Annotated in this window: 10 protein-coding genes; 5 read left to right on the forward strand and 5 right to left on the reverse strand. The window is 60.8% G+C overall.

The features are described 5' to 3' along the window. Nucleotides 1–26: 26 nt before the first annotated feature. From infB to NQ492_RS12810, 5 genes are all read right to left on the reverse strand, one after another. Complete coding sequence (gene infB, locus NQ492_RS12790) at nucleotides 27–2,987, reverse strand: translation initiation factor IF-2 (protein ID WP_259872922.1); 2,961 nt, start codon at nucleotides 2,985–2,987, stop codon at nucleotides 27–29. 34 nt (nucleotides 2,988–3,021) lie between these two features. Next, nucleotides 3,022–4,251 carry a transcription termination factor NusA gene (gene nusA, locus NQ492_RS12795; protein WP_015545753.1) on the reverse strand — a complete coding sequence of 410 codons (1,230 nt, stop codon included), beginning with the start codon at nucleotides 4,249–4,251 and terminating at the stop codon, nucleotides 3,022–3,024. Between the two features lie 26 nt (nucleotides 4,252–4,277). Further along, nucleotides 4,278–4,745 (reverse strand): ribosome assembly cofactor RimP, encoded by a 468-nt coding sequence (gene rimP / locus NQ492_RS12800; protein ID WP_015545754.1) that lies wholly within the window; start codon nucleotides 4,743–4,745, stop codon nucleotides 4,278–4,280. Between the two features lie 128 nt (nucleotides 4,746–4,873). Next, nucleotides 4,874–5,668 carry an acyl-ACP--UDP-N-acetylglucosamine O-acyltransferase gene (gene lpxA, locus NQ492_RS12805; protein WP_015545755.1) on the reverse strand — a complete coding sequence of 265 codons (795 nt, stop codon included), beginning with the start codon at nucleotides 5,666–5,668 and terminating at the stop codon, nucleotides 4,874–4,876. A 5-nt stretch (nucleotides 5,669–5,673) separates the two neighbouring features. After that, entirely contained in the window at nucleotides 5,674–7,065 is a 1,392-nt protein-coding gene (locus tag NQ492_RS12810) for a bifunctional UDP-3-O-[3-hydroxymyristoyl] N-acetylglucosamine deacetylase/3-hydroxyacyl-ACP dehydratase (protein WP_015545756.1), read from the reverse strand. A gap of 86 nt (nucleotides 7,066–7,151) precedes the next feature. Here NQ492_RS12810 and NQ492_RS12815 point away from each other — a divergent pair, with 86 nt between their 5' ends. The 5 genes from NQ492_RS12815 (at nucleotide 7,152) to NQ492_RS12835 (ending at nucleotide 12,794) form a co-directional block, all read left to right on the forward strand. Beyond that, the gene (locus NQ492_RS12815; protein ID WP_015545757.1) at nucleotides 7,152–7,955 is read left to right on the forward strand and encodes a TonB family protein; all 804 of its coding nucleotides are present in this window, start codon (nucleotides 7,152–7,154) and stop codon (nucleotides 7,953–7,955) included. Between the two features lie 281 nt (nucleotides 7,956–8,236). Continuing rightward, a complete protein-coding gene (locus tag NQ492_RS12820) occupies nucleotides 8,237–8,632 on the forward strand; it encodes a hypothetical protein (RefSeq protein WP_015545758.1) in 396 nt (131 codons plus the stop codon). A 70-nt stretch (nucleotides 8,633–8,702) separates the two neighbouring features. Next, on the forward strand, nucleotides 8,703–9,224 hold the full coding sequence (locus NQ492_RS12825; RefSeq protein WP_172633797.1) for a hypothetical protein: 522 nt from the start codon (nucleotides 8,703–8,705) through the stop codon (nucleotides 9,222–9,224). A 71-nt stretch (nucleotides 9,225–9,295) separates the two neighbouring features. After that, nucleotides 9,296–10,792, forward strand: a complete 1,497-nt coding sequence (locus tag NQ492_RS12830) for a potassium/proton antiporter (RefSeq protein WP_022061106.1) — start codon at nucleotides 9,296–9,298, stop codon at nucleotides 10,790–10,792. A gap of 349 nt (nucleotides 10,793–11,141) precedes the next feature. After that, the gene (locus NQ492_RS12835; protein ID WP_015545761.1) at nucleotides 11,142–12,794 is read left to right on the forward strand and encodes a DUF6377 domain-containing protein; all 1,653 of its coding nucleotides are present in this window, start codon (nucleotides 11,142–11,144) and stop codon (nucleotides 12,792–12,794) included. The last annotated feature ends 118 nt before the right edge of the window (nucleotides 12,795–12,912 follow it).

Here is a 12,912-nt window from a genome sequence, read left to right on the forward strand (position 1 = left end):
TTGTAAGTAGTTGTTAGTTTTATGGGTTACTTGCGTTTCACTTCCACCTGTTCGTATCCCTCGACGATGTCGCCGACGCGGATGTCGTTGAACGACTCGATGTTCAGACCGCAGTCCTGTCCGACCACGACCTCCTTGACGTCGTCCTTGAAACGTTTGAGCGAGCCGAGTTTGCCGGTGTAGATCACGATGCCGTCGCGGATGACGCGGATCGGGGTCGAGCGTTGCAGCTTGCCTTCGCGGACCATACATCCGGCGACGGTTCCGACCTTGGTGATCTTGAAGATTTCGAGCACTTCGACCGAAGCGACGATCTCCTCCTTCATCACCGGTTCGAGCATGCCCTCGATGGCGTCCTTGATGTCGTTGATGGCGTCGTAGATGATCGAGTAGAGGCGGATTTCGATCTCCTCCTTCTCGGCCAGCCTGCGGGCCGAAGCCGACGGACGCACCTGGAAGCCGACGATGATGGCGTTCGAGGCGGCGGCCAGCAGCACGTCGGACTCCGAAATCTGTCCTACGGCGGCGTGGATGACGTTGACCTGCACGGTCTCCTTCGAGAGCTTGATCAGCGATCCGGACATGGCCTCGACCGATCCGTCCACGTCGCCCTTGACGATGATGTTCAGCTCCTTGAACGAGCCGATGGCGATGCGGCGGCCGATCTCGTCGAGCGTCACGTGCTTCTGGGTCATAATGCCCTGCATGCGGGCCAGCTGTTCGCGTTTGTTGGCGATTTCGCGTGCCGAGCGGTCGTCGTCCATGACGTTGAACGTGTCGCCGGCCTGCGGCGCGCCGTTCAGTCCGAGCACCTGCACGGGCGTCGAGGGACCTGCCGCTTCGACCTTCTTGCCGTTCTCGTTGAACATGGCCTTCACGCGGCCGGTGTAGGTTCCCGAGAGGATCACGTCGCCGACGCGGAGCGTGCCGCTCTGCACCAGGATCGTCGACACGTAGCCGCGGCCCTTGTCGAGCGTCGACTCGATGACCGTTCCCTGCGCCTTTTTGTTGGGGTTGGCTTTCAGGTCGAGCATCTCGGCCTCCAGCAGCACCTTTTCGAGCAGCTTGTCGAGGTTCAGGCCCTTCTTGGCCGAAACCTCCTGGTCCTGGTATTTGCCGCCCCACGACTCCACGAGGTAGTTCATCTGCGAGAGCTGCTCCTTGATGTGGTCGGGGTTGGCGTTGGGTTTGTCGATCTTGTTGATGGCGAAAACCATCGGCACGCCTGCGGCCTGCGCGTGGTTGATCGCCTCGACGGTCTGCGGCATGACGCTGTCGTCGGCCGCGACGATGATGATGGCCACGTCCGTCACGGCGGCTCCGCGGGCGCGCATGGCCGTGAAGGCCTCGTGGCCCGGGGTGTCGAGGAAGGTGATCTTCTGCCCGTTCAGCACCACGCTGTAAGCGCCGATGTGCTGGGTGATGCCGCCGGCCTCGCCCTCGATGACGTTGGTTTTGCGGATGTTGTCCAGCAGCGAGGTCTTACCGTGGTCGACGTGTCCCATGACCGTTACGATCGGCGGACGCGGGACGAGGTCTTCCTCGCGGTCCTCGCTGTCGTCGGCGATGGCCTCCTGAATCTCCACCGAGACGAATTCGGTCTTGTAGCCGAACTCCTCGGCGACCACCACGAGCGCCTCGGCGTCGAGACGCTGGTTGATCGACACCATCAGACCCAGGTTCATGCAGGCCATGATGACCTCCGTCGGCGCGACGTTCATCATCGTGGCCAGCTCGCTGACGGTCACGAACTCCGTGACCTTGAGCGTCGAACGCTCCATTTCCTCGCGTTCGAACTCCTCGTTCATGCGCTCGGCGACGGCCTCGCGCTTGTCCTTGCGGTATTTCGAGCTTTTGCTCTTGGACCCCTTGGCCGTCAGACGCGCCAGGGTGTCCTTTACCTGCTTCGAAACCTCTTCGTCGCTCACTTCCGGGCGCACGATCGGTTTGGGGGCGTTCTTGCCCTTGTTGCGGCGTCCTTCGCCCGGACGGGGCTGGTTCTGACCTCCGCCGCGGTTCTGGCCCTGTCCTCCCGAACGGTTGCCGTTGTTGTTCTGACCGCCCTGGCCCTGACGGTTGCCGCCGCCCTGTGCATTGCCCTTCGGGGCTTTGCTGACGTCGACTTTCTCCTTCTGGAGGCGTTTGCGCTTATGCTTGCCGCCTGCGACGAAGCCCGACACGTCCATCGTGCCGAGCACCTGCGGACCGGTAAGGGTCACCGTCTCGGGGCGGAAGATGTTGTCCTTCGGGGCCTCGGGCTTCGGCTCCGCCGCGGGGGCGGGGGCCGGAGCCGCTTGTGCCGCGGGCGCTGCCTGCGGGGCCGGAGCGGGTTTGGGTGCGGGAGTCTCTGCGGCTTTGGGCTGCGGAGCCGGGGCGGGCGTTTCCCTCTTCGGGGCCTCCTGCACGGGGGCTGCGGCCTTCGCGGGGGCCGGCGTTGCGGCCGCTGCGGGTTTCGGCGTTTCGGCCGGCTTCGGCTGGGGAGCCGGAGCGGGTGCGGGAGCCGGTTTCACGGCCTCCGGAGCTTTCGGGGCCTCCTCCGCTTTCGCGGCGGGAGCCGCCGGCTGGGGTGCGGGTTTCACGGCCTCGGGTGCGGGCTTGGGCTGGGGAGCCGGAGCCGCCTTGGGCTTGGGCGAGAGGTCGATCTTGCCGAGGAACTTCGGCTGCTGAATCTCGTCCTTGACGCTGATGACGTTGCTTTTGATGACAACCTCCTTCTCTTCCTCGCGCTCCTGCTTCCTGGCTTCTTCGAGGGTTACGGTCGTCTGCTTCAGGGAGATGCGTTCGCGGATCGAATCACGTGCGCTGGCGGCGCTGCGGTTCGCCCCGAACTCCTTCTCCAGAACGGCGTAAGTCTCGGCATCGACCAGCGTGTTGGGCGATCCGTCGCTCTTGATGCCCTTCTTCTGCAGGAAGTCGGTGACGGTGTTCAGCCCCACCTTGAACTCCTTTGCAACCTGAATGAGCCTTAATTTTCTTTCATTACCCATATCTTGTCTCTTTTCCTTTCTTGTCTTGCTTTGATTATTCGAATTCGGCCTTCAGGATCTCCACGACCTTCTGCGCCTGCTCCAGTTCAAGGTCGGCGCGTGCGGCGATCTCCTCGACGGGGAGTTCCAGCACGCTCTTGGCGGTGTCGCATCCGGCGGCTTTCAGGGCGTCGATCACCCATCCGTCGATCTCGTCGGCGAACTCCGTGAGGGCCACGTCCTCCTCCTCGACCTCGCGGTAAACGTCGATGTCATAGCCGGTGAGCATTTTCGAGAGGCGGATGTTGAGACCTCCCTTGCCGATGGCCAGCGACACCTGGTCGGGCTTGAGGTAGACCGAAGCGGTCATCTTCTCCTCGTCGATGGTGATCGACGACACCTTTGCGGGATTGAGCGAACGTTGGATCATCAGCGTCGGGTTTGCCGTGTAGTTCACCACGTCGATGTTCTCGTTGCGCAGCTCCTTGACGATCGAGTAGATGCGCGAACCCTTCATGCCGACGCAGGCGCCCACCGGGTCGATGCGCTCGTCGTAGGACTCCACGGCGACCTTGGCGCGCTCGCCGGGGATGCGGACGATCTTCTTGATGGTGATCAGACCGTCGAAAATCTCGGGAACCTCCTGCTCGAACAGCCGTTCGAGGAACTGGTTGGCCGTACGCGAGAGGATGATGCGCGGCTGGTTGTTGTTCATCTCGACCGACTTGACGATGGCCTTGATCGTGTCGCCCTTGCGGTAGAAGTCGTTGGGGATCTGCTCGGCCTTCGGGAGGATCAGCTCGTTCTCCTCGTCGTCGAGGATCAGCACCTCCTTTTTCCACACCTGGTAGACCTCGCCCGTGACGATGTCGCCGACCTTCTCCGAGTATTTTTCGTAGAGGCTGGCCTTCTCCAGATCGAGGATGCGCGAGGCGAGGTTCTGGCGCAGCGACAGCACGGCGCGGCGGCCGAACGAGGAGAGTTTGATCTCGTCGGCGTATTCGTCTCCAATCTCGTAGGTGGGGTCGATGGCCTTGACCTCCGAGACGGAAATCTGTGCGTTGGGGTCTTCGACGGCGTCGTCCTCGACGACCGTGCGGTTGCGCCAGATTTCGAGGTCGCCTTTCTCGGGGTTGATGATGACGTCGAAATTCTCGTCCGTTTCATACTGTTTTTGCAGCGCGTGGCGGAAGACGTCCTCCAGCACGCCGATCATCGTCGACTTGTCGATGTTCTTCAGCTCTTTGAATTCGGCAAAGTTGCTGATGAGATTGAGATTGTCCATTGTGTGCTTTATCTGATTTTTAATTGTTACTTGAAATCCAGCCACTCCTTCGTGTACTTGATCTGATCGAAGGGGTAGCTGCGCGTGACTTTCACCAACTGTTTCTTCTTTTTGCCCTCGACGGCCTGCTTCTCCTCGTAGGAGAGGGTGATGCCTTCGTCGGTGACCTCCTCCAGCTTGGCCAGTATCTTCACGCCGCTGGTGAGCAGCACCTCGGCCGATTTGCCGGCGAGTTTGCGGTACTGGCGCAGGCTTTTCAGCTCCGAGCCGATGCCGGCCGACATGACCGTCAGCGAAAAATCCTCCTCGTCGCGGTCGAACTGCGCTTCGACGGCGCGGCTCAACTCCGCGCAGGCGTCGATGCCGACCGACGTGTCGCTGTCGATCGTCAGTTCGATTTCGTTGCCCGGGGTCGAGGTGCACTCCACCACGAACATATCGGAGCCTTCCAAATGACGTTCCGCCGCTTCGATTATCTTTTTCGTCTCTATCATAGTCGTTGAATTTCGGTCCGGTGTAAGTATGAAATAAGGGGACTGCCCGTCCCCTTACCCTTCACGCTGTCTTTCGACACCGCAAATATAGTGAAAAATTCCGATATATCAATATTTATACGCAAAATTTACTCCTCTTTGCAACGCGATTCGTAGGGTTTGATGATGCCGCGTTTCGAGGTGCGGATGAATTCGAGGAGCGTATCGCGCTCGGGACTTTGCGGAACCTGCTTTTCGACCTCGTCGCAGCCGTTCAGGTAGTTCAGCCCGCTCTGGAAGAGGATGCGGCAGGCGTCGTGGATCTCGGCGATGCGTTCGTGCGAAAAGCCGCGGCGCGCAAGCCCGATCTTGTTGATGCCCGCGAAACGGAGCGTGTCGTTGCGCACGATGACGTAGGGCGGGAGGTCCTGCCCCAGCAGCGCGCCGCCCTGCACCATGGCGTGCGCCCCGATGTGGGTCCACTGGTGGACGGCGGCGTGGCCGCCGATGACCACCCAGTCGCCGACGTGCACTTCGCCGGCGAGCGACACGCGGTTGGCGATCACGCAGTTGCTGCCGATGATGCAGTCGTGCCCGATGTGGACGTAGGCCATCAGCAGGTTTTTCGAGCCGATGCGCGTGGTTCCGGTCGAGGCGGTTCCGCGGCTGATGGTCACGTACTCGCGGATGTCGTTGTCGTCGCCGATTTCGCAGGTGGTGATTTCGCCGGCGAATTTCAGGTCCTGCGGAAGGCATGCGACCGAAGCGGCGGTGTGGATGCGGCATCGCCTGCCGATGCGCGCCCCGTCGTGGATCACGGCTCCGGGACCGATCCAGCAGTCGTCGCCGATCACCGTGTCGCCCGCGATATAGGCAAATGGTTCCACCGTGACGTTGGCTCCGAGTTTGGCGTCGGGGTGGATATAGGCCAGGTTGCTGATCATTTCCTCTATTTTTTGTTTTTGACTACCTGCGCCATCATCACGGCCTCGCAGGCGAGCGTCTCGCCGACGAACGCCTTGGCCTCCACGAGGGCGACGCCCCGGCGGATGGGTTCCAGCAGGTGGATTTCGAATTGCAGCGTGTCGCCCGGAACGACCTTGCGCTTGAATTTCACGCCGTCGATCTTCATAAAGTAGGTCGAGTAGTTCTCCGGGTCGGGGACGTTGCTTAAGACCATGATGCCGCTGCACTGCGCCATGGCCTCGACGATCAGCACGCCCGGCATCACCGGCTCCTCGGGGAAGTGGCCCACGAAGAACGGTTCGTTCATCGTCACGTTCTTGATGCCCGCCACGGACGAGGAATCGCAGTGGAAAATGCGGTCCACCAGCAGGAACGGCGGACGGTGGGGCAGCATGCGGCGGATGTCGTTGATGTCGTAGAGCGGCGGCTTGCGGCAGTCGTAGGTGTAGCGGGGTTTCTCGCCTCCGCGGCGGATGGTCTGCTTGAGCTGCTTCATAAACTCCGTGTTGGCGAAGTGTCCCGGGCGGGTGGCCCAGACGCGGCCCTTGATCCGTACGCCCAGCAGCGCGAAGTCGCCCAGCAGGTCGAGCAGCTTGTGGCGCGCCAGCTCGTTGTTGCAGCGCAGTTCGAGGTTATTGAGGTAGCCCGCCTTGATCTCGATGTCGGGCTTGTTGAAGACCTTCTTGAGCTTGTCCAGCTGTTCGTCGGGCACGGGGTTTTCCACCACCACGATGGCGTTGTCCAGGTCGCCGCCCTTGATCAGGTTCATGTTGATCAGCGGCTCCAGCTCGTGCAGGAAGACGAACGTGCGGCAGGGCGAAATTTTTCGGGCGAAGTCGTCGCCGGGGTTGAAGGTGGCGTACTGGTTGCCGATGACCTTCGAATTGTAGTCCACGTGCACCGAGACGGAGAATTCGTCGTCGGGGTAGAGGATGATCGCCACGCCCTTCTCGGGGATCGTGTAGACCATCTTTTCGGTCACGTGGTAGAACTGCCGCTCGGCGTCCTGGTCCGCCAGTCCGGTTTCGGTGATGGCCCGGGCGTATTCGCGGGCCGAGCCGTCCATGATGGGGGTCTCGGGGGCGTCGATGTCGATCACGGCGTTATCCACGCCGAGGGTCCAGAGCGCCGACATGATGTGCTCGATGGTGTGCACGCGGTGGCCGCCGGCTTCGACGGTCGTGCCGCGCGAAGTGTCTACGACGTTGTCGCACAGGGCGGGAATTATGGGTTGTCCTTCGAGGTCGGTGCGGCGGAATACGATTCCGGTTCCGGCCTCGGCGGGATTCACGGTCATGGTAACTTTGACGCCCGTATGCAGGCCCTTTCCCGAGAATGAGATCGGCGCCTTCAGCGTTTGTTGTTTGGTTGACATAAGCGGTGTTTCTATATATTTGCGCGCAAAGATAGGAAATTTTCGGTAAAAAACGCTACTTTTGCTCAAAATTCCGATACACCGCAATGACTGAAACACCCCGTGACGACAAACCGAAACCCGCCCGCAGGCCGCGTATCAAACTGCCCTTCGACAACCGCAGGGAGGATATGGGGTCGTGGACCTACGACCATCGTATCGGCCTGTGCGTCACGTTGATCGCCTATCTGGCGCTGATGATCGTCTTCGTCTCGTCGAAGATCGTCGTGGGCCGGCGCACGCACCAGCAGGGCATGTATATCGACCTTCAGACGCTGGCCGAAATGGAGCAGGAGCGCGACCGCCTGGAGCGCGAGGTGCGCGAGCGCCAGCGGCAGGAGGAGATCGACTGGCGGAGCATCCGCAACCAGGCGTCGAACGAAAACGCCCTGAACGAGAAGCTCCGCGACGACCGCGGGACCAACGCTGCGGCGCTGAACGAGGCGGCGGCCGAGGCCGAGGCGCGGATGCGGGCCAACCGCGAGGCCTACGAGCAGGGGCTTGCCGAGGAGCGGGCCATCCGCGAACGCCGCGGGAAGGAGGACGGCGCGGAACGTCAGGACCGCAAGGTCAAGGGGCGCGTCACGGTGTCGTTTTCGATTACCGATCCCGTGCGTACGTCGCGTTATCTGGAGGTCCCGGCCTATCTGTGCGAGGGCGGGGGCGACGTGACGGTTTCGGTCACGGTGGACCGTGCGGGCAAGGTGACCGGCGCGCGCGTCACCGAGGGCGGCGACGACTGCATGCGCGAGTCGGCCCTGCGCGCCGCCCGCAATTCGTTGTTCAATATCGACAACTCGGCGCCCGCCCGTCAGACGGGAACCATCACTTATATCTTCATTCCCCAATGATTTCCGATGATTGCGGCCTGCCTGCCGCACATCCTGGGGCATATCCAATCCGATCTGACGGGGCATCTCGAGCGTTGTCCGTTCGGAATTTTACCGCTTGTTGGCCGGCAGTCGACCGCGGTCGGAAGCCGCGGAAGACGTTTCCCGGCAAAAAGAAGGCCTTTTTGGGGCGGCTCTGTGTCGGGAAAATCGGCTTTTTTTATGGATAATTTCGGCTTCGGCCGCGGATTTATCCGAAAAAAACGTAACTTTGTAGCCGACGTAATTTTCCGAACCGTTAGATGCGTAAACTGCTTTTCATCGTGCTGGCCTTCACGGCGTGCCTGCTCTTTCCGGAGGGCGGCGACGGTGCGTGCATCCGGCAGCAGGCGCCCTCTGCGGCCTTCTCGGCGGGCGATATGCACGCCGACGAGTGGCAGTGCGAGCGTACGTACAATTCGGACCTGAACCACCAACCCCGTGTGCTCCGGGAGGCGGAATCCTGCCCGGCGCAGCCTTCGTTCCGTTACGGCGACCGGCAAGTTCCGGCCGAACGCGCCGTCGTGCGCGGCGCCGCTTCGTGGGGCTGCGGTACGGGAGTTGCCAAGTTAACCGCTGCGTTCCGAACCTCCGATCTCTCCGCCGGACCGCATGCCGTGGATTACTATGTCTACCGGCTGCGGCGGCTCATTATTTAGCGTGCGGTATTTCCCGAACGGTTCGCCGTTCTGTTTGCCTGAAATACGAACGTCTGATAATGAAAGAGATATGGATAAGATTAAAATTTGCGAGGCGATGTACGCCTTGCCCGGGGAGGTTGTGGTGCGCCGCCGCAAATCTCTCGTACTGCCTGCCGCGCTGCTTGCGGCCGGCGTGGCGATACTGGTTCTGAATCACGTTTACGGAGCCTCGATGACCAACAACCTCCGCTCGTCGGCGGTGTTCATCGGCGGTTCGCTGGCCCTGGCGGGGATGATCACGCTCGCGGCGCGCTTTTTCAGCGCCGAGGGCGCGCCCTACTACCGTGCCGGACGCAGTTACCTGCGCTACGACGAACTCTACTTCGAGCGTTCCCAGAGCCGCGATGTGGTGGCCCTCGTGGCGGAAGGCAATGTGGAACGGCTGCTGGCAATGCCCCATGCGCGTGTTCCGGCGGTCTCCGTGGCCATGTACCGTACGCCCGACAACCGCTTCGCCGCCATGCAGGCCTTCGAGTACGCGGACCTGGAATACCGGCCGCTGACCCGGTTGCAGATCAGCCCGCTGAAAGAGGAGGCTTGCGAGGCGTAGGGTTTGTCGCTGCGCTCCGGGACCGGAACTGCGCCCGCTGAATTTTGGATACGAAAAAACAGATTGGACAGATGATAGACATCAGTGGTGAAAATGTAGTATTGGTCGGTGCGTTGCTGCTCTTCGTGGCGGTGATGGCCGGCAAGGTCGCTTACCGCTTCGGCGCCCCCGCGTTGCTGCTCTTTCTGGGGGTCGGCATGTTGTTCGGGCTGAATTTCATTTCGTTCCGCTCGGTCGAAATGACGCAGTTCGTCGGTATGATCGCGCTGTGCATCATCCTCTTCACGGGCGGTATGGACACCTCCTTCCAGGAGATAAAGCCGATCATCGGGCCGGGCGTCGTGCTGGCCACGGTGGGAGTGGTTATGACGGCCATGGTGCTGGCGGGCTTCGTCTGGCTCGTCGCTCCGTGGCTCGATCTGGAGATCTCCTTCGCGCTGGCGCTGCTGCTGGCCGCCACGATGTCCTCGACCGATTCGGCGTCGGTCTTCTCGATCCTGCGAAGCAAGAAGCAGGGCCTCAAACAGCATCTCCGTCCGCTGCTGGAGCTGGAGAGCGGCTCGAACGACCCGATGGCCTACATGCTTACGATCCTGCTGATCGGCGTGGTCACCAACTCCCAGGGCGGGGGCGGTCTGGGCATGAGCGCCCTCTATTTCGTGGTGCAGCTGGTCGTCGGCACGCTTTCGGGTTACCTGATCGGGCGGCTGGCCGTGTGGACGATCAACAAGATCAACCTGGCCAACCACTCGCTCTACTCGGTGCTGCTGCTGGCCTTCATCTTCTTCGCCTTCGCCTTCACGGACCTCGTCAAGGGCAACGGCTACCTGGCGGTTTACCTCGCGGGTCTGGTCGTGGGCAACCATAAGCTGGCGCAGAAACGCTCGCTGACGGTCTTCTTCGACGGTTTCACGTGGCTCATGCAGATCGTGATGTTCCTCACGCTGGGGCTTTTCGTCAACAGCGACGAACTGCTGCGTCCCGAGGTGCTGATCCTCGGCGGTGCGGTCGGCGCGTTTATGATCCTCGTGGCGCGTCCCGTCACGGTTTTCGCCTGCCTGCTGCCGTTCCGGCGCTTCACGACCAAGGCGCGTCTCTACGTTTCGTGGGTGGGTCTGCGCGGCGCCGTGCCGATCCTGTTCGCCATCTACCCGATGATGGCGGGCGTCGAGCACGCCGAGCTGCTGTTCAACGTGGTCTTCCTCTCGACGATCATCTCGCTTCTGGTGCAGGGCACGACCGTGAGCGGCATGGCCAATCTGCTGGGGCTGGCCTACGAGGAGCGCGAATCGGCCTTCAACGTCGAGATGCACGAGGAGATGAAGTCGGCGCTGACGGAGGTCGAGGTCAACGAGAACCTGCTCGCCAGCGGCCATACGCTCAAGGACATCACCCTGCCCGAGAATACGCTGGTGATGATGGTCTGCCGCGACGGGGAGTACTTCGTGCCGCAGGGGAAGACGGAACTCAAGCTGGGCGACAAGCTGCTGGTTATTTCGGACCGCAGCGAGGAGCTGGCAAGCACCTATAAGGATATGGGCATCGACGACGTGATGAAGCTCGGGTAGCTTTCAACGCTCATTGCCTGCGAATTACGGCCCGGGACGCATCCTGTGCCGTGCCTCCCTCCGGCGGATTTCCGCCCGAATCTCCGGCGATTCTGTCGCCGGGGATTCTTTTTTTTGCCCGTTCTGTTCCGTATGTCGGCGATTTTTTGTACCTTGAACCGTGAAAAGGAGATTTTCGCTCTGAAATCCGAACCGGAATCCGGGGCGTCTCTTCGTTTCGGTTTGCGACGCGTGATATGTCTTTGCGGCGTCAAACAAATAGGAAAGATTAAAAAGAAAGCCGGCATTCGGCAAAAAGTTGTACTTTTGCCCTGTTCGCGGACGCTTCCTGCGGCGGCCGGCCCCGACCATGAAACTGCTGAAACCCACATACCTGCTGCGAACCCTGCTGCTGCTCTGCGCCGTAGCGGTCGTGTCGTCCGCCTGCGAGCGGAACGAAACGCAGTCGCTGTCGGACAAACTGGACCACATGATCGCCAACCGGCAGGTTTACGACTGCCAGAAGGAGCAGCGTATCGCCGAACTGCGGCATCTGTTGAGCGTGAGCGGCCTGACTCCCGCCCAGGAGTACGAGATCAACGACAGGCTGTTCGGCGAATTCCACAAGTACAAACTCGACTCGGCCATCCGCTACATGGAGCGCAATGTCCTGCTGGCGCGCCGTCTGGGCGACCGCCGCAAGGGCTGTCTTTCGGGAATCCGCCTGGCGGAACTCTACTCGTCGACGGGCATGTCCATCGAGGCGAAGCGGATGCTGGACTCGATCGACCGCCGGTCGGTGCCCCGCGACATGCTGGCGACCTATTACAAGGCTTACAACCGTTTCTACCAGCAATACGTGGCTTTCAGCGGACAGAGACACTTCCGCGAGCTGGAGGAACGCTATCAGGATTCGGTGATCATGTTTGCCGACACGGTTTCGGTGCGTTACAAGCTCGACCGGCTCTACCAGATGAGCCGCCGCAACCAGTCGCACGAAATGGAGGTCCGGCTGCTCGGGTTTCTGAACAGCCTCGAACCCGATTCGCAGCTCTACGCCGAGTGCGCCTATTCGGTGGGCAGTTTCTACCGCCGCCGCGGGGACGACTGGCTGGCGCGGAAGTACTACATGCTGTCGGCGATGACCGACATCCGGAACTCCACGAAGGAGAACGCCGCCTTCCAGGCGCTCGCGACGCTTTATTACCGTCACGACGATCTTTTCCGTGCGTTCCGCTACACGCAGGCGGCCGTCGAGGACGCGCTTTTCTCCAACGTGCAGTTCCGCACGGTCCAGATGTCGGAACTTTACTCGATCATCATTGCCTCGCACCAGGCCAAAGAGTCCCGCACCAAACACAAGCTGCAACATTATCTGGTGCTGATCAGCGTGCTGTCGGCGGTGCTGGTGCTGCTGTTCGTCTACCTGTACAAGCAGCTTCGCAGGGTCTACCGCATCAAGGAGGAGCTTTCGCAGACCAATGCGAAGCTGGCCCGGCTCAACGAGGAGCTGGGCGAGAAGAACGAGCAGCTGTCGGACTCCAATGCCGTCAAGGTGCAGTACATCGCGCGGTTCTTCGACCTTTGCTCCATGTACATCGACAAAATGGACGATTACCGCAAGTCGCTCAAGAAGCTGGCCCAGGACCGGAAGTTCGACGAACTCAACAGACGGCTCAAATCGACCTCGATGCTCGAGGACGAGCAGGACGAACTCTACAAGAATTTCGACGCCATCTTCCTGAACCTCTATCCGTCGTTCGTCGAGGACTTCAACGCCCTGCTGACCGAGGACGAGCGGATCGTGCTCAAGCAGGAGGACCTGCTGAACAAGGAGCTGCGGATTTACGCCCTGCTGCGTCTGGGCATCACCGACAGCGTGAAGATCGCTTCGTTCCTGCGCTGTTCGCTTTCGACCGTCTATAACTACCGGACCAAGGTGCGCAACAAGGCGGCCATCTCGCGCGAGGAGTTCGAAAAGATGGTTATGAAGATCGGAACGGCCCATAAAACGGACGTCTGACCATTCCAGATCGTCTACATTTTTCGGGTTGTTTCAGAATGTAATATATTGTTAATTAGAGATATGGTTCGAATTGGGTTCTACATTTTCCGCTTCAGTTTTCAAACCGAAGGTTATT

This window comes from Alistipes shahii WAL 8301, assembly GCF_025145845.1.
Classification (GTDB): domain Bacteria; phylum Bacteroidota; class Bacteroidia; order Bacteroidales; family Rikenellaceae; genus Alistipes; species Alistipes shahii.